The sequence below is a fragment of the Phycisphaerae bacterium genome, from assembly GCA_017999985.1.
Classification (GTDB): domain Bacteria; phylum Planctomycetota; class Phycisphaerae; order UBA1845; family Fen-1342; genus JAGNKU01.
This window is the reverse complement of record JAGNKU010000001.1, coordinates 179,421-201,697: the sequence shown is the minus strand read 5'-3', so window position 1 is coordinate 201,697 and position 22,277 is coordinate 179,421. Positions and strand designations below refer to the sequence as shown.

The window sequence follows — 22,277 nt, the reverse complement described above, 5'->3', positions numbered from 1 at the left end:
CGTTGTTTTCTTGTGCGCGCCTTGGTCCGCTAATGCCCCAGTGCGCGACGGTGCGGGCCGTTTTCCAGGCGCGCCGCGGGGGGCCTTCTGAGCGGTACCGCAACTCACACCCGGGGTGGGGTTTGACGATCTCCAATCAGATACACAGGGCGCACGGCCAGTTCGGATGCGGGACTTTATCGGGCGCGGGCCCGCTGTGTCGCGCTCCGTGGCAGTGCGGGCGGATGGCGTTTGGCAAAATCCCGGTTCAAGACGTGGCGCTGGGAGCGCTGGCTCGGCGTGATCGTCCTCGCGAGCGTCGTCCTCTGCGGCTACGAGGGGAGCCGCGGCGTGAAAGCGCTGCGCCAGGAGAACCGGCGCAGCGCGCAGCGCCAGGACGCCCTGCGGTTGGGCGCGGCCATTGAGCAGGCCGTGTTGGCCCGGCTGGGGGGCGTGAGCAACCAGCTCGGGGTCGCCGAGGAGGTCGTCCGCGTCGCCCAGGGTGATCTCGAAGTGGATGCCCCCGCGGCGCTGATCGCGCTGAACACCGCGCGGCGGGTGTTCCAGGCTGCGCTAGTCTACGTGCTGAACCGGCAAGGTGCGGTCGTGGCCTGCACACCGTACGACGACGGTAAGACGCTGACCGGGAACAACTACGCCTTCCGGCCCTACTTCACGGAGGCGCTGCAGGGGCGCATCTGCGTGTATCCGGCGCTGGGTGTGACGACGGGGGTGCGCGGTTTGTACCTGAGCATCCCGGTGCGGGCGACGGGGGCTGAGGTGCCCGTCGGGGCCGTCGTCCTGAAGGTCGGGTTTGAGGAGATCGATCGCCTGCTGGAGACGGCCGGGCGTCCGGCGGCGCTGCTGTCGCCGGAAGGAGTTGTGCTGGCCTCCAACCAGCCCGGGTGGCTGTACCGGACGGCGCTACCAATGGAGATGGCGCGGCGCGCGGCGCTGGTGGCCAGCCGACAGTTCGGCGGGGAAGCGCTGGCGCCGCTGGCGCCGTCCCTGGCGGCGGCACACGTCGAGTACGAAGGGCGCCGGCACAGCACGGCGCGCTGCGCCGTGCCTGGCGCCGGCTGGCAGGTCGTGACGCTCGACCCGGAGAACGGGGCGTACCCGCTGACGGCGTCGCAAGTGCGGTTGGCTTACTTCGGGGCGGCGGTCGCGGCAGTGCTGCTCCTGGCGATTGCCGCCCTGGCGGTGAATGTGGGGCGGCGTCGACGCGCGGAAGCGGCGTTGCAGCAGAGCCACGACATGCTGGAGCGGCGGGTCCAGGAACGCACGCAGGCGCTTCTGGCCGCCAACGCGGAGCTGCGCGGGGAAATCGACGAGCGCTGCCGGGTGGAGGCGCAACTGCGCAGCTCGGAGCAGCGCTTAAAGGACTTGGTCAGCTTCTTGCCCGACGCGACGTTCGTGATCGACTGCCAGGGCCGGGTAACCGCATGGAACCGGGCGATGGAGGAGATGACCGGAATCCCGGCAGAGCAGATGCTGGGGAAGGGTGATCACGAATACGCGCTTCCATTCTACGGTCATCGGCGGCCCATGCTGATTGACCTCGTGCTGGAGACGGACGCCGAGGCGGTGGCGCGGTACCCGGCGGTCGAGCGGCGCGGAGACGTGCTGGTGACGGAAGTGGAGACGACGCCGCTGGGCCGCCCCCGGGCGACGGTGTGGGCGGCGGCGAAGCGGCTGCACGACTCGGAGGGGCGGGTGGTGGGGGCCATCGAGGCGGTGCGTGACATTACTGATCGGAAGCGGGCCGAGGAAGCGTTGCGGCTGGCGCAGTTCTCGCTGGATCATGCCGCGGACGCGATCTTCTGGGTCCGGCCAGACGGCAGCCTTGTGTACGCGAATGATGCGGCGTGTCGAAGTTTGGGGTACACGCGCGACCAGCTCCTGGCGTGCAGTGTTTTCGACGTGAATCCGCGCTGCGAGCCGGTGGCGTGGCCGGCACGCTGGCAGGAATTGAAGCGAGGCGGCGCGGTGATGGCGGAAACCTGCCACCGGACGCGGGACGGGCGCGTGTTCCCGGTGGAAGTGATGGGTAACTACCTCGAAGCGGGTGGCAAGGAGTTCGTCTTCTTCTTTGCACGCGACATCACGGAGCGCAAGCGGACGGAGGCGGCGCTGCAGCAGGGCAAGGCGTTCGCGGAGGCGGCGAACCGGGCCAAGAGCGAGTTCCTGGCGAACATGAGTCACGAGATTCGCACGCCGATGACCGCCATCCTCGGGTTCGCCGAGAGTCTCTACGAGGAAGACCTGCCGGCGCAGGCGCGGCGTGATGCGGCGGACACGATCTGCCGCAACGGGCACTACCTGCTCAACGTGATCAACGACATCCTGGATCTCTCGAAGATCGAAGCCGGGAAGCTGGAGGTCGAGGCGATTCCCTGCTCGCCGTGCCAGATTGTGGCCGAGGTCGCGGATTTGGCGCGGGTGCGGGCCGATGCGAAGGGGCTGGCGTTTCATGTGGAGTACGAGGGGGCGATCCCGGAGACGATCCAGACGGACCCCACGCGACTGCGGCAGATCCTGATCAACCTGGTGGCCAACGCCGTGAAGTTCACGGAGACGGGCAGCGTGACGCTGCGGGTGGCGCTCGCGGTGGAGGGGGGCGCGCCGCGGCTGCGCTGCGACATCGTGGACACGGGCGTGGGCATGACGCCCGAGCAGGTGGCGCGGGTGTTTCACAGCTTCACGCAGGCGGACTCGTCGACGACGCGGCGGTTCGGCGGCACGGGGCTCGGGCTGGCCATCAGCAAGCGGCTCGCGCAACTGTTGGGGGGTGACGTGCGTGTGGTGGCGAGCGCGCCGCAGCAGGGGACGTGCATGCGCGCCACGGTGGGCGTGGGCGCGCTGGGGGGCATGTCGCTGATCGCCGACCCGGCGGCCCCGTCGGTTTCGCCACCCGCGGGCGCAACGGCGCGGGGTGTGGCAGGACTGGCGGACGTGTCCGGCTGTCAGGTACTGCTGGCGGAGGACGGTCCGGACAACCAGCGTCTGGTCTCGTTTCTGCTGCGGCGCGCGGGCGCGGAGGTGATGGTGGTCGAGAACGGGGAGCTCGCCGTCGTGGCGGCGCTGCAGGCGCGGCGCGACGGGCGACCGTTCGACGTCATCCTGATGGACATGCAGATGCCCGTCACGGATGGGTACCAGGCCACGCTGCGCTTGCGACAAGCCGGCTACGCGGGGGCGATCATCGCGCTCACCGCGCACGCGATGGCGCGGGACCGGGAGAAATGCCTGGACGCGGGCTGTGACGATTATCTGACCAAACCGATTGACCGGGCGGAACTGCTCGCGTGCTGCGCGCGCTGGCGAGAGGCGCGGCAGCGCGCGGAGACGCAGAAATCGGCCACGTAAACCTGAAAGTCGCCGGCGGGTCACGCGCGGCGCTGCCCATCTATGCTTGAATGCCGGGCGGGGTGGAGGTATGCTGGGTCGGAATGGCGGAATGTGTTCCGCCGCTACCCGGCAGCCGCTCGGGACAGTGTGTTTGGTCTGATAATCTCCGCGGAACAGGCGTGGGGTGTTGATTGCCCTGCCGAGGGGGCCGCCAACAGACAGAGCGCGCGGTCTTGGGAGTTGCGCCTGGAGAGCCCGGCCCATGTCGAGACTTGCCCGCCTTGGCCTGGTTGTGCTGGCGGCATGGGTGACTGCGGCAGAGGTGCGCGCGCTGGATGAGGTTGCCCGCGTGTGTTTGCCGGGGCCGGATGAGCGCGCGCTGGCGGCGGAGGACGCGCTGCGTGAGGCTGCCGGCCTGGCGCCGCGTTTCGCGGTGGCGCACGCGGTCATGATTCGACCGAGCACGGACGGCACGTGGGCGGATGAGGGGACCGACGCTCGGCTCTGGCGATTGCGGATCCACGCTCCCGGGGCGCGCTCGCTCAACCTCGGCTTCACGGCCTATTACATGCCAGCGGGGGGGGAGTTGCGCGTGCGTGCGGCCCGCGGTGAACCGGAGGTCGGGCCCTTCACGGCCGCGGACAACGAGCAGCACGGGCAACTGTGGACGCCGGTGGTGCCGGCGGATGACATCGTTGTCGAGGTGCGCGTGCCGCGGGCGGAGCAGGACGACTTGCTGCTCGAGTTGACGGCGATCAATGTGGGTTATCGCGGGTTCGAGGCATCGCTGGAGCGTTCGGGTACGTGCAATGTGGACGTGGTGTGCCCGGAGGCCGACCCCTGGCAGGTGCAGGTCCGCTCGGTGGGCGTGATCTCGATCGAGGGCCAGCTCTACTGCTCGGGATTTCTGGTCAACAACACGGCGCAGGACAAGAAGCCGTACTTCATTACTGCCAACCACTGCGGGGTGACGACCGGGAACGCGGCGAGCTTGGTCGTGTACTGGAACTACCAGAGTCCGACGTGCGGTGAGCAGGGTGGCGGGTCACTGAGCCAGTATCAGACGGGGTCGGTGCTGCGCGCCGCGTACTCGGTGACCGACTTCACGCTGGTGGAGCTGGACGACGCGCCGGCCCCGGAATTCGACGTCGTGTTCGCGGGCTGGGATCGCGCAGAGGATCCGCCCAGCAGCGCGGTCGCCATCCACCATCCCAGTTGCGATGAAAAGAGCATCAGCTTCGTCTACCAGGCCTGTCCGACGACCAGCTACCTGGGACTCGGCAGCCCGGGCGACGGCACGCACATCCGCGTGATCGACTGGGATCTGGGCACGACGGAGCCCGGCTCCTCGGGGTCGCCCTTGTTCAACCAGGATGGGCGCGTCGTAGGTCAGTTGCACGGCGGTTACGCGGCGTGCGGTAACGATCAATCGGACTGGTACGGGCGCTTCGCGCGCTCGTGGTGGGGCGGGACGACCGACGGGACACAGTTGCGCACGTGGCTGGATCCGCTCAATCTCGGCGTGCTGACGCTGGATGCGCTGGCGAACGACGAGCCGACGGGAGTCCACGTGACACCAGCCAGCGGCCTGGATGCCGGCGGACACGTGGGCGGGCCGTTTTTGCCCGGCAGTTGCACGTATACGCTCGAGAACGTGGGCGACACCGAATTCGAGTACAGCGTCACCGCCACGCAGGCGTGGCTGACGGTCGTGGGCGGAAGCGGCGTTTTGGCTCCGCAGGCCACGGCCGAGGTGACCGTCGTGGTCAACGCGGCGGCGGATCTGCTGTCGGAGGGCGTTTATTACGACACGCTGCGGTTCACCAACCTGACCGCGCACGCGGGAGACACGACGCGCAGCGCGGTGTTGTACGTGGGGCGGCCGCACCCCGTACTGCGCTGGGACATGAGCACCGACCCAGGCTGGTTGGCCGAGGGCCTGTGGGTGTGGGGGGTGCCGTTGGGAGAGGGTGGGCAGTATGGCCACCCGGACCCGAGCAGTGGGCAGACGGGCCACAACGTCTACGGCTACAACCTGGCCGGCGACTACGAGAACGAGCTGCCGGAGCGGCGGCTGACGACGACCGTGCTGAACTGCTCGGGGCTCTCGCAAGTCTCGCTGCGGTTCTGGCGGTGGCTGAACGTGGAGCAGCCGTTCTTCGACCGGGCGCGGGTGCGTCTGAGTGTGGACGGCGTGCATTGGCTGGTCTTGTGGGAGAACTCCGCCGAGGTGACGGACGCGGCGTGGACGTATCAGCAGTTCGACCTGTCGGCGCAGGCTGACAATCAGCCGACGGTGTATCTGCAGTGGACGATGGGCCCGACGGATTCGGCCGGCCAGTATTCCGGCTGGAACCTGGACGACGTGGAGATCTGGGCGATCCCGGCGTGCGCCGTGCCGGTGGTGATCGTGCCGCCGGTGGCGGCGGTGCGGACGGTCGGCCAGTCCGTGAGTTTCCAGTTGACGGCGGGCGGGCTGGCGCCGCTGGTCTATCAGTGGCGCCGGGACGGCGAGGACATCGCGGGGGCGACGGCGCCGAGGTGCGCGATTGCAGCGGTTTCGCTCTCGGACGCGGGCGCTTACGACTGCGTGATCGCGAATGCCTGCGGTGAGGTGACTAGCGCGGCGGTAGCGCTAACGGTTTGGGCTGCGGGCGACCTGGATTGCGATGGGCACGTGAATTTCGCCGACATCAATCCGTTCGTGCGGGCCATTCAGGGCCGGGCGTTCTACGAGTCAACGTATCCGGACTGTCGATATGAGAATGCGGACATGGATAGCGACGGAAGCGTGTCGCTGGGCGATGTGACGGAGTTCGTGCGGATATTGAGTGGTCGCTGATCGCGCTGGGCCCGGGCCGAGTAGCTTGAAAACCGGTTGAGGAAGTCTGGTCGGCCGGGGTCGCGCGGAGAAGATTGGGTTGAAGCGGCCGGGCGTGCCCGCTATGCTCAGAGGTGCGGAATGTACCCGCCGGAGCAGAGAAGAGGCAGCCCGCACTCATATGTTGTGCGATCAGCGCCGCCGGTGAGGCAAGGCGGACATTTGTGAGCAAAGATATCCTGGTGGCCCGGCTGACCGTGTGGGGGCAGGCCGTCTTGGGCTGCGCCGGGCCTGGCCGGAGAATCGCATTCTGAGCTTGGAAGCCAGAGGTTGTCGAGGTGTCAGGCCGTGCGGCCGTGACGCGCGCGGGCACGGTTGTGGCTGGAGGGCGCGGTCGCGCGCCAGCGCGGCCGTGGATCCGCCGCAAGAGCGATGGAGGCAGCAACACATGACGCGAGGTGCATGGTTCAGTCTGGTGGTGACCGCGGCGATCGGCGGCGCGGTGTTGATGCCGAGTCCGGCGACGGCGCAGGTGCCGGCCGAGACGCGGCCATTGGCCGTGGTGGAGTTGCCGGCGCTCGACCTGGCGGCGGTACAGGCTGAGGACGCGGCGCGCGAGGCCGCCGGTCTGGCGCCGCGGTTCGCGATTCCGAACGAGACGATCATCCGGCCGGAGACGGACGGCACCTGGGAGGAGCTGGACGGCCAGGCGCGGCTGTGGCGGCTGCGGATCAGCGCGCCCGGTGCGCTGTCGCTGAACCTGGGGTTCACGGCGTACTACATGCCGGCGGGCGGCGAGCTGCGGGTATACGCGGCGGACGGCAGCTACGATCTGCCGCCGTTCACCGCCGCCGATAACGCGGCGCACGGCGAGCTGTGGACGCCGGTCGTGCTGGCGGACGACATTATTGTGCAGGTCATGGTGCCGAAGGCTGGCGCCGACGAGCTGCGGCTGGAGCTGACGGCGATCAACGTCGGCTATCGCGCGTTCGGCGAGATGCTGCCGGACAAGTCCGGGGCCTGCAATGTCGACGTGATCTGCCCGGAAGGCGACAACTGGCGCAACGAGATCCCGACGGTGGCGGTGATCTCGACGGGCGGGAGCCTGTTCTGCACGGGCTTCATGGTGAACAACGTGCGTCAGGACATGACGCCGTACTTCATGACGGCCAACCACTGCGGGATCTCGAGCGGCAATGCGGCGTCGCTGGTGGTGTACTGGAACTTCCAGAGCCCGACGTGCGGGCAGCACGGTGGCGGGTCGCTGAGTCAGTCCCAGACGGGCTCGTATTTCCGCGCCACGTACAGCGCGTCGGACTTCACGCTGGTGGAGCTCGATTCGCTGCCGAGTCCGGCGTGGAACATCACATATGCGGGCTGGGACCGCAGCACGAACGACCCCACCAGTGCGACGGCGATTCACCATCCCGACTGCGACGAGAAGAGCATCAGCTTTGAATACCAGGCCTGCACGACAACGTCCTATCTCGGCACGAGCGTGCCCGGCGACGGCACGCACATCCGCGTGATTGACTGGGACGTCGGCACGACGGAGCCGGGCTCGTCGGGCTCGCCGCTGTTCGACCAGAATCACCGCGTGGTCGGCCAGCTCCACGGGGGCTACGCCGCGTGCGGCAACAATTCGTCGGACTGGTACGGGCGCTTCTCGAAGTCGTGGACGGGCGGCGGCACGAACGCCTCGCGGTTGAGCAACTGGCTCGACCCCGACAACACCGGCGCAGTGACGGTGGACACGCTCGGGCCGGGCCGGCTGGTGGTGGAACCGGAACAGGGGTTGGATGCGGCGGGCGAAGTTGGCGGGCCGTTTGCGCCGAACAGCATCCTGTACTCGCTGTCGAACCCGACGTCGACCGCGATCGACTTCACGGTTGGGCACCTGGCGGACTGGGTGACGGTCTCGCCGGCGGCGGGGCAACTGGGCGCGAACGGGCATGTGACCGTGACCGTGTCGATCAACGCCAATGCGGCTGCGCTGGTCACGGGGCGCTACAGCGACGTAGTGACGTTCACGAACACGACGAACCACTCCGGTGACACGACGCGAACCGTGGATCTCCAGGTGGGATTCCCGGCGCGGATCCACCACTTCCCGCTGGACACCAATCCGGGCTGGATGACGGCCGGCGAGTGGGCCTTCGGGCAGCCGACCGGCCAGGGCGGCCTGGCGCACGGCAACCCGGACCCGACGGCGGGCGCGACGGGCCTGAACGTGTACGGCGTGAACCTGAATGGCGACTATGCGACCACGATCGGTGGACCTTACTACCTCACGATGGGGCCGCTCGACCTGAGCGGGGCGACCGAGTCGACGCTCAAGTTCCAGCGCTGGCTGAACAGCGACTACCAGCCGTACGCGTACGCCACGATCCAGGTGTCGGCCACCGGCACGACCTGGACCGATGTCTGGACGAACGGGACGACGCTGGTGCGGGATGCGGCGTGGACACAGCAGGCGTACAGCATCGCGGCGGTGGCGGACCACCAGCCGCAGGTCTGGCTGCGGTGGGGCTACCGCATCGCGAACGGCGCGTACGCATATTCAGGCTGGAACATCGACGATATCGAGATCTGGGCCTTTGCGCCGCCGGTGCTCATCGACTGCAACGCAAACGGGATCGCGGATGCGACGGACATCAGCAGCGGCACAAGCTGGGACGACGATGCGAACGGCGTGCCCGACGAGTGCGAGAACGCGCCCGGCGACCTGAATTGCGACGGTACGGTCAGCTTCGGCGATATCAACCCGTTTGTGCTGCTGCTCAGCAACGAGGCCGCCTACGTGGTGCAGTTCCCGGGCTGCCTCCGGATGAACGGCGACGTGAACGGCGACGGGACGGTCAGCTTCAGCGACATCAATCCGTTCGTGATGCTGCTCAGCCAGCGGTAAACTGGTGTGACCCGGTGCGGCGGACTGGCCGCGCCCGGAGCGTGAATTGGGTTGCCCCCCACCGACGCGCACCCGCGCCGGTTGGGGGGCGGGTGTGCGCAGACAGATCGGATTCCGGCACAAGAGGACGGGCACATGTGGACTCGCACTTCGATCAGCGCGGTGGTTCTCGCGGCACTGGTCATCGGCTGGCAGACCCCGGTGGCGGCCTGGGCCCAGGAGACGATCACCGGCGAGCGGCTTGACCCGGCGACCTACGGGCCGTCGTACGTCGAGAGCATGGAGGCCGCGATGGAGCGCGACCGACTCGCGCCGCCGCCGGCCAACGACAAGGACCGCAAACCGGGCGAGCAGGGCGTCTGGATGGTGCCGAACCGTGGGGCCACGACGGCGCCGCACTCGGGTGCGCATCACGCGGTGAACAAGTGGGGCGACACGCGGATGGGGATCGGGTTCCCCGCGCGGGTCGATGTGGTGGGTGCGTATTTCGCGGGCCAGGCGGCGGCCGGCGCGTGGACGCCGGCGGTGCGCGCTCTGGGGTACCGCGATGGCGCGCTGGTGCAGGAGACGGACTGGTTTGATGGTATCGGCGACACGCCGCGCTGGGTGCCGCTGGACCTGCGCGGCGTGGATCGGATTGAGATTATCTCCGTGCCGGTGCTGCGCGGCGGGGGGTGGTATGCGCTGGACGATCTCACGTACGTGACCACGGGCCAGGGGCAGACGCAGACCGTCGTGGTGGACTTCGACGATCTGCCGTATGACACGAAGCTGACGGACAGCGGGTACGCGGGCCTGATCTGGGAGACGGGCCGGGGCGACTTCGCGGCCGACCAGGCGGTGCATGGCCCGCTCGCGCCGCCGGGCTACCGGCTCGATGAGCCCGGCGCCCCGCGCGACGAAGCCGGGCCTTCCGGCATGCGGGCGACCGCGCCGGCGCTGATCTCGAAGTTCCAGGGAGTCATTCGCGGCGATGCGGGCTCGATGAGCTATCCGCCGGACACGGACGGGGCCGTGGGGCCAAACCACTACGTGGAGACGGTGAACCGCAACTTCGCGGTGTACAACAAGGCGAACGGGGCCGAGCTGATGAACATTCTGCTGGGCTCGTTTCTGCCCGGCTCGAACGGCGATCCGCGCGTGCTGTACGATCATCACAGCGGGCGCTGGGTGGTGATCGTCACGGATTTCAGCGCGACGGCGACGGTCTTTCTGGCCGTGTCGCTGACCAACAACCCGATGGGGAGCTGGTTCAAGACGAGTTTCGTAACGGCGCAGGGGGCGGACGCCGGCAAGTGGCCGGACTACCCGACGCTGGGCGTGGATCAGCACGGGATCTATACGGCGGCGTACATGGTGGGGGGCGGCAGCGGGATGACGATCTTTGCGATCGACAAGGCGCCGCTGGTGGCACCGTCGCCGAGCCTGGGCACGATCACCGCGTTCCGCAACCTGCCGTGGGAGGGCGCGATCCAGCCAGCGCACACGTACGGCGCGCCCTCGGGCGAGTACCTGGTGTCGTGGGCGAGTTCCTCGTCGCTGCGCGTGCGGCGGATCAATCCGCCGCTGACGGCGCCGACTCTGGCCGAGGTCGGGATGGTGACAGTGCCGAGCTTCAGCGACCCGCCGAACGCACCCGCGCAGGGCAGTTCGACGCCGCTGAACACGGTGGACGATCGGCTGATGATGGCGGTGTATCGCGCGGGATCGCTGTGGACTTGCCACACGATCGACGTGAGCGGGCGGGCCGGGTGCCGGTGGTACCAGATCAACCCGGCGACGCTGGCGCTGGTGCAGTGGGGGAACGTGGCGGACAGCAGTCTGCACTACTACTTCCCGTCGATCATGGTGAATCAGGCGGGCGACGCGGTGATGGGCTTCACGGGGTCGAACGCGAGCCAGTATGCCGGGTGCTACTACACCGGGCGGCTGGCGAGCGATCCGGCCGGGCAGATGGCGCCGCCGGTGCAGTTCAAGGAAGGCACGGGCGCGCAGAACAACATTGACAGCTATGGCCGCAATCGCTGGGGCGACTACAGCTACACGACGTTGGACCCGGTGGACCAGCTCACCTTCTGGACGATCCAGGAGTACGGGCACGCGAGCGACATCTGGGGCACATACATCGCGACGCTGGTGCTGACCCCGCCGGTGGACTGCAACGGCAACGGCGTGCCGGACATGGTGGACATCAGCGACGGCACGAGCGCGGACTGCAACCAGGACGAGGTGCCCGACGAGTGCCAGGCGCAGGAGGACTGCAACGGCAACGGCGTGCTGGATTTCTGCGAGCTGTACAACGGGTCCAGCCCGGACTGCAACGAGAACCTCATACCGGATGAATGCGACCTGGTGGCGGGCACGAGTGCTGACTGCAACACGAATGGCATTCCGGATGACTGCGAGGTCGGGCTGGTCGCGGCGCGGCTGAGCTTCCCGCTTGACACCGACCCAGGATGGCTGGTGACGGGCGAGTGGGCGTACGGTCAGCCGACCGGGCAGGGCGGGGCGCACGGGTACCCCGATCCGACCAGTGGGGCGACCGGGCCCAACGTGTACGGCGTGAACCTGAATGGCGATTACTCCGTTGCGTATGGTGGACCGTACTACGTGACGCTTGGGCCGCTTGATTTGCGGAGGATGCGACAGACGACACTGCAGTACCGCCGCTGGCTGAACAGCGATTACCACCCGTACGTGACGGACACGATCGAGGTGTCGCGCGATGGCAGCCAGTGGGTACAGGCGTGGACGAACGGCGGCGTGGTTATCCGGGAGAATGCCTGGTCCACGCAACAGTGCGACCTCGCCGCGACCGCGGACCAGCAGGCGACCGTGTACATCCGCTGGGGCTACAAAGTAAACAGCGGTGCGTGGGCGTACTCGGGCTGGAACATCGACGACATCGAGCTGCTCGGCCTGGTGCCGGGCGGCGGGGCGAACGACTGCAACGGCAACGCCGTCCCCGACGAGTGCGAACTCGCCGGGCACGACTGCAACGGCAACGGCGTGCTGGATGCGTGTGACATCGCGAGCGGGACGTCAGTCGACGCGAACGGTAATGGCATCCCGGACGAATGCGACGCGGCGGTGCTGGCTGGTGATCTCAACTGCGACGGCGCGGTGAACTTCGCCGACATCAACCCGTTTGTGCTGCTGCTCACCGATCCGGCGGGGTGGCAGGCGGAGCATCCGGGCTGTCCGCCGCTGAACGGTGACATCAATGGCGATGGCAGCGTGGGCTTCGGCGATATCAACCCGTTCGTGGCGCTGCTGGCGGGGGCGCCGTAGTGCGGCGCGCGAGTGGTGGAATCTCGAGTGATGGCCACGGCGCGGCGGTGCCAGACAGAGCTACCCGGACGTGCAAGAAGTCACGGCCTGGCTGCGCCAGACCGTGCCACGGAAGCTCATGCGCCCGAGCCCTCCCCGCGGCCGGCTAGCGTTTGGGACGCTTGCCGTTGGCGCCCTTGCCCTTGGGCAAATACGCGCACAGCGGTGACGACGGGTGCGTCGGGTCGATGAGTTTGCTGATTTTGCAGGCGGTGAACGCCTTCTCAACCGTCGCGATCGCGTCGTCGAGCTGCTTGTGCAGCGGGCAGAGCTGCGCGGCGTGAGCTTCGAAGCCGAGAGGGCAGGTCTCGATCCGGCGGATCGGGTCGACCGCCTGCACAACCTCCCACATCGTCAGCGATGAGGGCGGCCGTGCCAGGATGAACCCGCCGCCGAGGCCACGCTGGGAATGCAGCAGGCCGGCGCGGCTGAGGCCCTGGAGGACCTTGGCCAGATAGCCCGCCGGCACCCGCGTGGCGTCGGCGATCTGCTGGGCGGTCAACGGTTTTTCGGGATTGGCGGCTAACCACACGACGGCCCGCAAGGCGTACTCGGTTGTCTGACTGATCACCACACACCTCCCTGTGGATATCCGTGCATTCATACCCACGTTAGCGCGTTTTTGCGTCGCGTCAAGCGCGAGTTGAAAAAGTGCGCGGCGATCTGGTCTGCGGCGGGCTTACGACGCTTCCGCGGGAACGGTAACGCCCGGCCCACCCGTTACCTCAGTAGCCAGGCGGCGACATCTGCCGCCGCCGTCTTCCGCCCGAGGCCGGCCGCGGCTCGGCCCATTGGCGTCCGCACCGCGGGATCGGCGATTCGCTCCAGGGCGGCGCGCAATGGGCCGGCGTTCAGTTCCGGTCGCAACTGGTCCTCGAGCAGCGCCGCGGCACCCTGAGCGACCAGAACCTGAGCGTTGGCGTGCTGGTGTCGGTCGCGGTGGTAGGGGTACGGCAGCAGGATCGATGGCCGACCAAGCAGCGTCAGCTCGGCCAGGGTCGACGCGCCGGCTCGCGAGACGATCAGGTCTGCTGCCGCAAGCGCCAGCGGCATTTCGGGCGTGAAGCTGAGGACGCGCGCAGAGTGACCGGCGGCGTCGTAGGAAGTCCGTACGCCGGCTTCGTCCGCCGGTCCGGTCAGGTGCAGAAGCTGCCATTCAGGATGGGCGGCGTGGAAGGCAGGCCAAACGCGCAGCATGGCTTCGTTGACGGTATGGGCGCCCTGCGACGCGCCGGTCACGAGCAGGACCGGGCGGGTCGGATCAAGTTCGAATCGGCGGCGGCCTTCGGCGGCGTCGGCGGAGGCAAATTCGGCGCGGATCGGGCAGCCGAAGGTCTGGCAGTTGGTGCCGGGGCGAAAGTGAGCGCGCGAGACGTCCCATTGGAGTACGACCAGGTCGGCGTACTTCGCGAGGTGGCGGTTTGCCCGGCCGGGGACGGCGTCCGGGTTCAGGATCGCGGTGCGAATGCCCAACGATCGCGCGGCTACGACTGGCGGACCCGCAGCATAGCCACCCAGGCCCAGCACGGCGGCCGGTCGACACCGCAGAAACGCCGCGCGCGCCGCGGCCACGCTGCGTCGCCAGGCGAGCCAGAACCCGGGCAGGCGCAGCGGGTGGAGCGTGAGGGGTTGCACGGGCTGCGTGACCTGATGATAGGGCGTGGAGGCGAGGAGGTCGCGGTCGAGGGTGCGCGTCGTGGTGAAGAACGTGATGTCCGCGTCCGGGGCCTGTTGCCGGAGTGCGTCCGCCACGGCCAAGCCGGGATACAGATGCCCGCCAGTGCCGCCGCCGGCGAAGACGTAGTGTGCCGCGCTCATGGGGTGGCATGATAGTCCCCGGGGCGACGCGCCGCACGTGATCGCCGTCTCGAAGCGCAGAGCAGTGTTACTGTCGCCGGGCGAGGACGAACTCCGCCATGGTGCTCAGGCTGTCACGTGCGGGTGACGGGGGCAGCGCGGCCAGGGCGGTACGGGCTGTGGCGATGTGCTCGTGCGCGACGTTCTGAGCGTAGGCGATGCTGTCGGAATCGCGCAGCAGCGTGGCCACCTCGCGGTAGCGCTGGGGGTCCACGCTGCCGAGCAGCGTGAGCAGGCGGGCGCGCCGGCGCGGCGTTGCGGTGCGCAGGAAGTGAATCAGCGGCAGGGTCAGCTCGCCCTCGTCCACGTCGCGCCCCAGCGACTTGCCCACCTCCGACTCGTCGCCGGTGAGATCGAGCAGGTCGTCGACGATCTGGAAGGCGATGCCCAGCGCGCGGCCGAACGTGCGCAGGTGGCGCACCGTGTCGGCGTCGGCCTCGGCGTAGTACGCGCCGAGGTGGCAGCAGGCTTCCACGAGCACCGCGGTCTTGCGCGTGATGATGTCGCAGTACTCGCCCTCGGTCAGCGCGGTGTTGCCGCGGTTGGCGACCTGCATCATCTCGCCTTCGCACGTCGTGACCGCGGTCTGGCCGATCAAGCGGGCGGCGAACTGCGACTGCAGGCCGCTGCACAGGTGATAGGCGTGGCTGTACAGGAAGTCCCCCATCAGCACGGCGCGCCCGTTGCCCCACAGGCGATTCACCGTGGCGGCCCGCCGGCGGATGTCGGCCTCATCGAGCACATCGTCATGCACGAGCGTGGCGATGTGCACGAGTTCGACTACCGCCGCCAGCACGGGGTGGGCCGGCCGCAGCGCGCCGCAGGCCTTGCCGGCCAGGAGGAGGAGCGCGGGGCGCAGCATTTTGCCGTGGAATTGGGCGACGTGCTGGCACAGGTCGCTGATGCGCGTCTGGTCGCTGATCAGCTCGTCCGCGAGGATGCGGCGGCTCTGCTTGAGCTCGTCGGCGATGGGCGCGTACAGTTCGGCCAGACGCAGGGCACCGGACAGCGCGTCGACCCGCACGGTGTCTCTCCACCAATCGGCTTCGCCACCACTGTCGAGTGTCTGGCGCGCGGTGTCGCTTGTCCAGCTTGTGCTGAAGTTTCAGAAGGATTGAAAACCGCCCGGTCTACCGCACGGCTTTGCCGGCCTTGGCGAAATCCAGCGTGACGCCGAGCTTGAACGCACCCACGGTTTCCGTGCAGTGGCTGACGCGACCGACCAGCACGACGCTCTCGTCGCCCAGGTGCGCCCGCAGCAGCACGACGGTGCCGTTGTCCATGCGTGCGCTCAGCCGCAGCAGCACGCCCTTGGCGGATACGTTCAGCACCTTGCCGCCGGCGAGGGTGGGACGGCCGTTCTTCTCGTAGGCCACCTGCACCGACCCCAGGGCCACATCGTGCCGCACCTCGCTGCGCCGATGCTCGGGGCTGGGTTCCACCGGAAAGCGGCTGATAATCTTGAGCCATTGTGCCCGGGGCGTTGTCTGCACATCCACGCTGACAGTCTCCTTAAGGCCGGCGCAAAAGCCGCGCCCGAGGGTGCGCGGCGGTCTAATCCGCGGCCGGACGCCGGAAGAGCAACAGGACGTGACCGATGCGCTGGACCAGCTCGCACGGCACGCGCTGCGTCAGCTCTCGGGCCAGCGCGTCACACTCTACGACACTATCGGCGTTGACGCGCACCTTCACGAGGGGCCGACCGGAGAAGCTGGCCCGGACGTGAGCGAGGGCGGACTCGGAGAGTTCCGCGGCCGCGAGGCTGACGGCCGGCTGGAGGTGATGTCCGGCGGCACGGAGTGCCCGACGTTCCTTGGCAGTAAGAGACACGCAACACCTCGCGGAGCCAGCCGCCACCGCCCACTGTACACGTCCCGCGATCCCGCTACCATATGTTGTGCGTTACGAATCAGCCGACGTGGAGCCAGGGATGGCCAGTTTACCCGAAATGAAAACGCGCTCACACGATAGTCCCACGCTGTTCGATTTGGCTCCGCAACGCCATATCCCGGTCGGTTCGGTCAGCCAGCCGGCCTGGGAGCCGGGTGCCGACGACGATGAGGATCCCGTCGCGAAGGCCGAATCGCCGAAGTCGGCCGCGCGCCAGCCGAAAGTGGCTGCGCGGAAGGCTCCAGCGGTTGCGCCTGAGGCGGCGTCCGAGACTGCGCCGCCCGCGAAGCCGGCCCGCAAACCGCGGACGCGCGTGGTCACGGCGGAGACGCTGGCAGCGCAGCAGCGCGACATTTCCGTGTCCGAGTTCTTCGCCAAGAACCGGCACCTGCTCGGGTTCGACAACAAGCGCAAGGCTTTGCTGACGACCGTGAAAGAGGCCGTGGACAACAGTCTGGACGCGTGCGAAGAAGCGGGGATTCTGCCCGAGCTGCACGTGACGATCGATCAGCTTGCCGAGGAGCGTTTCCGGGTCACGGTGCGCGACAACGGTCCGGGCATCGTCCGCGCGCAGATTCCGAACATCTTTGGCAAGCTGCTGTACGGCTCGAAGTTCCACCGCCTGAAGATGTCGCGCGGCCAGCAGGGCATCGGCATTTCCGCCGCCGGCATGTACGGCCTGCTCACGACCGGCAAGAGCGTGCACATCACGTCGCGCACCAGTCCAAAGAAGGAGGCGCACCACTTCCAGATTCAGATGGACACCGCCAAGAACCGGGCGGACGTGATCCTGGAAGAAACCGTCGACGTGCCCTGGGAGCAGGGCACGGAAGTCACGATCGAGCTGGTGGCGAGCTACTCCAAGGGCCGGCAGTCGGTCGACGAGTACATCGAGCAGACCGCGATTGCCAACCCGCACGCGATCATTCATTACATCTCGCCGGTGCCGGAGCACCGCGAGTTTCCGCGCGGCACGCAGGACCTGCCGGCGGAGACGCGCGAGATCATGCCGCACCCGCACGGCATCGAGCTGGGCGTGCTGATGAAGATGCTGAAGGAAGCCAAGGGCGTGAAGCTGGCCGGTTTCCTGCAGCGCGAGTTCTGCCGCGTGTCGGCGGCGGGGGCGGCGGCGATCTGTGCCGCGGCGAACCTCAGCCCGAAGGCGTCGCCCAGCCAGATTGGCACGCACGAGGTCGAAAAGCTCTACGAGGCGATGCAGGGTGTGAAGTTCATGGCGCCGCCGACCGATTGCCTGGCGCCGATCGGGGTCCGCAACCTGCTGGCCGGCCTGCTCAAAGAGGTGAAGGCGGAGTTCTTCACCGCGACGACGCGCGATCCGGCGGTGTACCGCGGTAATCCGTTCCAGATCGAGATTGCGCTGGCGTACGGCGGCAATCTGCCGGCTGACCAGGGCGCGCGGGTGATCCGCTTCGCGAACCGCGTACCGCTCTTGTACCAGCAGTCGGCGTGTGCGGCGTACAAGAGCGTGCTCGATGTGGATTGGCGGAATTATGGCCAGTCGCAGCCGTCGGGTTCGCTGCCGGTCGGGCCGCTGGTCGTGATGATCCACATGGCCAGCGTGTGGGTGCCGTTCACGAGCGAGAGCAAGGAAGCCATCGCCGACTACGACGAGATTCGCAAGGAGATGAAGCTCGCGCTGCAGGAATGCGGGCGCAAGCTGGCGGCGTACGTGCGGCGGCGGCGGCGGCAACGCCTGGAGAGCGAGCGGCGCAACATCTTCGGCCGGTACATTCCGGATGTGGCGGAGGCGCTGGCGAATCTGACGGGGCAGAGTGCGGAGCGGCTGCTGAAGGACCTGCAGGCGATCGCGAAACGCCGGACAGCGGACGCGGACGTCGAGCTGGACGAGAATGGCAAGCCGATGGAAAGGACCGCCGAAGAGGAGCGCGACGAGCTGACCGGCGACGACAGCACGGTGATTGTGCCGGAAAACGAAGCTGTCGCGGTGCCGGAGGATCTTTTCGAGGAAGAGGGCAACGGGGGCGAAACCGGTCGTGGCAAGCGCCGGCGGCGGAAGTAGTCGCCGTGCATCGATCGCATGCGGCGCGCGGGGGGTCTGCCTATGATCGGGGGAGTCGGCAGGCCGCCGACCCATAGGAGGCGCATACATGGCGATCAAGTGTTACGCGGCGATGGAGCGCGGCGCGGTGCTCAAGCCGTTCGCGTATGAGCCCGCACCGCTCGGCCCGTTCGATGTGGAGCTGGCGGTCACGCACTGCGGGCTGTGTCACAGCGATATTCACCTGATCGATAACGACTGGCAGGTCAGCAACTACCCGCTGATCCCCGGGCACGAAGTGATCGGCGTGGTGCGCGAGCGCGGGCCGGCCGTCACGGAGGTCGCGATTGGGCAGCGCGTCGGCGTCGGGTGGCAATCGGGCGCCTGCCTCCAGTGTGAATGGTGCGTCGGCGGCGATGAGACCTGCTGTCCGCGCGAGGAGGCTACCTGCGTCGGGCGGCCGGGTGGGTTTGCCGCGGCGATCCGCCTGGACAGCCGGTTCGTGCATCCGATTCCGGCCGGGCTTGCATCGGAGAACGCCGCCCCGCTGTTGTGCGCCGGCATCACGGTGTATACGCCGCTGCGGCAGGGCGCGGCGGCGACCAGCCGCGTGGGCATCATCGGCGTGGGTGGGCTGGGGCACCTGGCGATTCAGTTCGCGCGGGCGCTCGGCTGTGAGGTGACGGCGTTCTCGACAACGCCGGACAAGGAGGCGGAGGCGCGCCAGCTTGGCGCGACGCATTTCGTGCACAGCCGCGACATGAAGCAGATGGCCGGCGCCGCCGGCGCGCTGGATTTCCTGCTCTCGACGATCACGGCGCCGCTCGACGCGGATACGTGGCTGCCGCTGCTGCGCAAGAAGGGCACGCTCTGCCTGGTGGGGGCATCGCCGGGGACGGTCAACGTATCGCCGATGGCGTTGATCGTTGGGCGGTACGCGGTGCGGGGCAGCGCGATCGGCAGCCGGACGCTGATGCGCGAGATGCTGGCGCTGGCGGCGCGGCACGGGGTGCAGTCGCGTACGGAAGTCATGCCGATGGCGGAGGTGAACGCGGCCATTACGCGTGTGCGGCGCAACGAGGCGCGGTATCGCGTCGTACTGGCGAACTGAGCGACGTCGCGGGAGATCATGCCATGCCCGGCGAGGATGTAGCGAACGGCCCAGTATTCGATCACGTAGCGCAGCAGGTGGCGGATGTGGCCGCGGCGGTGAGCTGGTATCAGCGGATGGTGCCCGGCTGCCGCGTGCTGTACCAGGATGCGACGTGGGCGTTTGTTGAGGCGGCGGGTACGAAGCTCGCGTTCATTCAGCAGGGCCATCATCCGGACCACATTGCCTGGCGCGTGTCGGAGGCGGAGCTCGAACGGCTTGCTGCGCAGCATGGCGGCAAGATCCGAACGCATCGCGATCGGACGCGGAGCTTCTATCTCGCGGCGCCGGGCGAGCGCTGGATCGAGTTCATTGCGTATCCGGCGGACGCGGTGTACGCGGAGCGGGGATGATTGATGACGGGCGGGACGCCCATACCACATGGCATCAGTGACGGGCGAGACGCCCGTGCCACCCGGCCTGTTCCACGCTGGTCGTGCCACGCAGCCGGTACAACATGAATTGACTACTTCGCCGCGAGGTCTGCCGCGAAGTATCTGGCGGTCAGGGGTTCGCCGGTGGCGCGCTGCGTGAGGTCGTGCCACGCGTAGAGGTTGCCGGGGCCGAAGACCTTATCGCGCAGAAACGCGCCGACCTGGGGGTGGTCATAGAAACTGGTCCGCTGCGCGTCGAGCTTACCGCCGACTTCACGGGCGAGCGCGTGGCGGACCTGCGCGGCGAAGAGCTCGCCCATCATGTAGTTGTGGTAGTACACGGGCGTCGTGAGGACGTGGACCTTGGCGGCGTAGTCCGGGCGCGCGACCGATTCGGGCGGGCTGAGCAGTTGATAACGCTGCTTGAGGTCCCACCAGAGCCGGCCGAGGTCCTGGTCGGGCTTGGTGTACATGCCCTGTTCGAAGCGGAGCATGACCTGGGCCCAGCGGCTGAACATCAGGCGCTCGGTGCGGAGGGATTTACGGACAGCGGGGCCGATGCGAGCGACGGTGTCAGCGTCGAGGCCGAGGACTTGCTGGAGCCACTCCTCGTTCTTGACGAGCGCGCCGAAGAGCTCGGCGATGCCCTCGGTGGTGATGCCGTGGGACGCCGTGCGCAGCAGGAACGGCACGTCGGGGTGGATGTACTTGTCGTATACGCCGTGGCCGAGTTCGTGCAGGATGGTGTTGGCCCAGTAGATATTGGGCTGGAGATTGGCGAGGACGCGGATGTCGCCGGCGCGGTCGAGGTCGGAGCAGAACGCGTGCGGGCACTTGCCGGGCTTTTCGTACAGGTCGCTGCGGGCGAGGATGTCGTTGGCGGGCAGGCCGATGCTGGCGTAGTACGTTTTTGAGAGCGCGAGCAGGTCGGCGTCCTTGAAGAGCCCGTCGAGGTCGACCTCGGTGCTGGCGGGGGCTTCCTGGAAGAAGAGGTCGCCGAAGTGCCAGGGGCGCAGCTCGGCCACGGGGATACCGAAGCGGGCGGCGCGCTCCTTGTCCAGGTCGGCCTTGAGCTGGGCGAAGGGCTCGCGCGTCAGGGCATCGAGTTCGTCGAAGAGCTTGAACAACTCGGCCTGGTCGATTTCCTGAAGGGCGAGGCTGAGAGTGAAGAAGTCTGGGAAGCCGAGCTGGCGGGCCTTCTCGTTGCGGAGCTGGACGAGCCGGCGGAGTTTCTCGTCGGCCTTGCGACCGACCTCCATGTAACCCTTCCAGGCGGCCTCGACATCGGCGGATTTCGTGCTGTTGGCGAGGATGTCGCGGACCTCGTTTTCGGTCAGGATCTTGTCGCCGACCGGGCTGCGGTGCGTGTTGAAGATCTGCTCGACGTCGTTTTCGAGCGCGACGATCTGTTTCTGCAGTTGCGGATCGGCCTGGCCGGCGAGGAACGAGCGATACACCACGTCCAACTCGCGGCGGAGGGTGGGGTCGGTAACGCCGCCGGCTTCCTTCAGCTCCTTCAATTGGGCAAAGACGGCGTGGTCGCTGTGCAGGTCGACGAGGGCCTGGTCGGCGGCCGTCTTCCGCGCATAGGCGGCGTCGGCGCCGGTGATGTTGGCCTCCCACCACGCGGTTTCGGATTCGAGGAAGAGCGGCTTGAATTTCGCCAGGTAGGCGTCACGCAGGGCGGCGAAGCGCTGGTGGGCGTCGTTCTGAGCGGTCTGGCCGGTAGCCATGGTGGTGACGAGCAGGATGGCGAGCAGCGCGCACTTGGGCATGGCGGTTCTCCAGGGAACGAGTTCTGAAGCAGGGATTGTAGCGGGAGGCGCGTTGTGCGGCGCCGTAAATCCGAGCCCGAAGCGCAAGCGAGGGACCTGCGGAGCGCTATGTGCGACGTGCAGCGATTCGCGCCGCGGCTCAACTCAGGTCATCACCCTGAGTGTCCATTACATATTCCACTGCGCGCCGCAGACTGGCGCTGTGCCACACGTACCGCCGGCTGCCACCCTCGGTCCATACATTGTCACGCGGGCCGAAATGACCCGATTCGCGTAAACGCCGCGTCGTCCAAGCCTTGAGTTCGGCCAGTGCTTGCTCTGGCGGCACGCCGCAGGAAATGACGGCGTGCACGTGGTTGGAGCGCACGTTCAGGGCGTGCAGGGTCCAGTCGCGGTGGTTGCAGTGGGCGATCACAGTGTCGCGCACGATTTGGCGGCTGGCGGCGTCCAGCCTGGCAGGGGGGCAACGCAGGCTGACGGTGCGGCTGTTCAGACGTGCCGGGTTGGGTGGGAGAAATGGCGAGTCTGGGGCGTTGTGATCGGCGTCGACCGAGCCGCGCTCGTCGCCGTGGAGCCAGGTGCCGTAGCAGGTCCAGGTAAGCAGGTAGGCAAGCGGGGTGGTCATGGGGGCCCCGGTTTCTGGATGCCATCGCGCTGCGCGGTGGCCCTTGCTGGCGCTGCGGGCTCGGATTCTGTCGCGCTGCGCGGTGGCCCTTGCTGGCGCTGCGGGCTCGGATTCTGTCGCGCTGCGCGGTGGCCCTTGCTGGCGCTGCGGGCTCGGATTCTGTCGCGCTGCGCGGTGGCCCTTGCTGGCGCTGCGGG

At 67.9% G+C, this 22,277-nt stretch carries 14 protein-coding genes; 7 read left to right on the top strand and 7 right to left on the bottom strand.

Going from position 1 to position 22,277, the window contains the following annotated elements:
- The first annotated feature begins 231 nt into the window (after window positions 1-231).
- The 4 genes from KA383_00760 to KA383_00745 all read left to right on the top strand — a co-directional run bounded on the left by KA383_00760 (window position 232) and on the right by KA383_00745 (window position 12,350).
- The gene (locus KA383_00760; GenBank protein ID MBP7744630.1) at window positions 232-3,348 is read left to right on the top strand and encodes a PAS domain S-box protein; all 3,117 of its coding nucleotides are present in this window, start codon (window positions 232-234) and stop codon (window positions 3,346-3,348) included.
- Between the two features lie 244 nt (window positions 3,349-3,592).
- Window positions 3,593-6,172, top strand: a complete 2,580-nt coding sequence (locus KA383_00755) for a trypsin-like peptidase domain-containing protein (protein MBP7744629.1) — start codon at window positions 3,593-3,595, stop codon at window positions 6,170-6,172.
- Between the two features lie 427 nt (window positions 6,173-6,599).
- Window positions 6,600-9,059, top strand: a complete 2,460-nt coding sequence (locus KA383_00750; GenBank protein ID MBP7744628.1) for a trypsin-like peptidase domain-containing protein — start codon at window positions 6,600-6,602, stop codon at window positions 9,057-9,059.
- A gap of 135 nt (window positions 9,060-9,194) precedes the next feature.
- On the top strand, window positions 9,195-12,350 hold the full coding sequence (locus KA383_00745) for a hypothetical protein (GenBank protein MBP7744627.1): 3,156 nt from the start codon (window positions 9,195-9,197) through the stop codon (window positions 12,348-12,350).
- Between the two features lie 145 nt (window positions 12,351-12,495).
- Here the strand turns inward: KA383_00745 and KA383_00740 are convergent, their stop codons facing one another.
- The 5 genes from KA383_00740 to KA383_00720 all read right to left on the bottom strand — a co-directional run bounded on the left by KA383_00740 (window position 12,496) and on the right by KA383_00720 (window position 16,076).
- Entirely contained in the window at window positions 12,496-12,960 is a 465-nt protein-coding gene (locus KA383_00740) for an Rrf2 family transcriptional regulator (protein MBP7744626.1), read from the bottom strand.
- Between the two features lie 149 nt (window positions 12,961-13,109).
- Window positions 13,110-14,207 carry a UDP-N-acetylglucosamine--N-acetylmuramyl-(pentapeptide) pyrophosphoryl-undecaprenol N-acetylglucosamine transferase gene (locus tag KA383_00735; GenBank protein MBP7744625.1) on the bottom strand — a complete coding sequence of 366 codons (1,098 nt, stop codon included), beginning with the start codon at window positions 14,205-14,207 and terminating at the stop codon, window positions 13,110-13,112.
- 67 nt (window positions 14,208-14,274) lie between these two features.
- Complete coding sequence (locus KA383_00730) at window positions 14,275-15,270, bottom strand: polyprenyl synthetase family protein (protein ID MBP7744624.1); 996 nt, start codon at window positions 15,268-15,270, stop codon at window positions 14,275-14,277.
- Window positions 15,271-15,376: 106 nt separating this feature from the next.
- On the bottom strand, window positions 15,377-15,745 hold the full coding sequence (locus tag KA383_00725; GenBank protein MBP7744623.1) for a PilZ domain-containing protein: 369 nt from the start codon (window positions 15,743-15,745) through the stop codon (window positions 15,377-15,379).
- Between the two features lie 55 nt (window positions 15,746-15,800).
- Window positions 15,801-16,076: a YhbY family RNA-binding protein gene (locus KA383_00720; GenBank protein ID MBP7744622.1), complete on the bottom strand. Its 276-nt coding sequence runs from the start codon at window positions 16,074-16,076 to the stop codon at window positions 15,801-15,803.
- A 118-nt stretch (window positions 16,077-16,194) separates the two neighbouring features.
- Here KA383_00720 and KA383_00715 point away from each other — a divergent pair, with 118 nt between their 5' ends.
- The 3 genes from KA383_00715 (at window position 16,195) to KA383_00705 (ending at window position 19,659) form a co-directional block, all read left to right on the top strand.
- Window positions 16,195-18,177 carry a DNA topoisomerase VI subunit B gene (locus tag KA383_00715; GenBank protein ID MBP7744621.1) on the top strand — a complete coding sequence of 661 codons (1,983 nt, stop codon included), beginning with the start codon at window positions 16,195-16,197 and terminating at the stop codon, window positions 18,175-18,177.
- 88 nt (window positions 18,178-18,265) lie between these two features.
- Window positions 18,266-19,267 (top strand): NAD(P)-dependent alcohol dehydrogenase, encoded by a 1,002-nt coding sequence (locus KA383_00710; protein MBP7744620.1) that lies wholly within the window; start codon window positions 18,266-18,268, stop codon window positions 19,265-19,267.
- A 23-nt stretch (window positions 19,268-19,290) separates the two neighbouring features.
- Complete coding sequence (locus KA383_00705; GenBank protein ID MBP7744619.1) at window positions 19,291-19,659, top strand: hypothetical protein; 369 nt, start codon at window positions 19,291-19,293, stop codon at window positions 19,657-19,659.
- Window positions 19,660-19,772: 113 nt separating this feature from the next.
- Here KA383_00705 and KA383_00700 read toward each other — a convergent pair whose 3' ends face one another.
- Both KA383_00700 and KA383_00695 read right to left on the bottom strand, forming a co-directional pair.
- Complete coding sequence (locus tag KA383_00700; GenBank protein ID MBP7744618.1) at window positions 19,773-21,455, bottom strand: M2 family metallopeptidase; 1,683 nt, start codon at window positions 21,453-21,455, stop codon at window positions 19,773-19,775.
- Between the two features lie 139 nt (window positions 21,456-21,594).
- Window positions 21,595-22,080, bottom strand: a complete 486-nt coding sequence (locus KA383_00695; GenBank protein ID MBP7744617.1) for a transposase — start codon at window positions 22,078-22,080, stop codon at window positions 21,595-21,597.
- Between the last annotated feature and the right edge of the window lie 197 nt (window positions 22,081-22,277).

Bases quoted from the DNA above. Each gene is read 5' to 3' on its own strand.
- KA383_00755 (MBP7744629.1), top strand. From the start codon at position 3,593: ATGTCGAGACTTGCCCGCCTTGGCCTGGTTGTGCTGGCGGCATGGGTG.
- KA383_00750 (MBP7744628.1), top strand. From the start codon at position 6,600: ATGACGCGAGGTGCATGGTTCAGTCTGGTGGTGACCGCGGCGATCGGC.
- KA383_00745 (MBP7744627.1), top strand. From the start codon at position 9,195: ATGTGGACTCGCACTTCGATCAGCGCGGTGGTTCTCGCGGCACTGGTC.
- KA383_00735 (MBP7744625.1), bottom strand. From the start codon at position 14,207: ATGAGCGCGGCACACTACGTCTTCGCCGGCGGCGGCACTGGCGGGCAT.
- KA383_00715 (MBP7744621.1), top strand. From the start codon at position 16,195: ATGAAAACGCGCTCACACGATAGTCCCACGCTGTTCGATTTGGCTCCG.
- KA383_00710 (MBP7744620.1), top strand. From the start codon at position 18,266: ATGGCGATCAAGTGTTACGCGGCGATGGAGCGCGGCGCGGTGCTCAAG.
- KA383_00705 (MBP7744619.1), top strand. From the start codon at position 19,291: ATGCCCGGCGAGGATGTAGCGAACGGCCCAGTATTCGATCACGTAGCG.
- KA383_00700 (MBP7744618.1), bottom strand. From the start codon at position 21,455: ATGCCCAAGTGCGCGCTGCTCGCCATCCTGCTCGTCACCACCATGGCT.
- KA383_00695 (MBP7744617.1), bottom strand. From the start codon at position 22,080: ATGACCACCCCGCTTGCCTACCTGCTTACCTGGACCTGCTACGGCACC.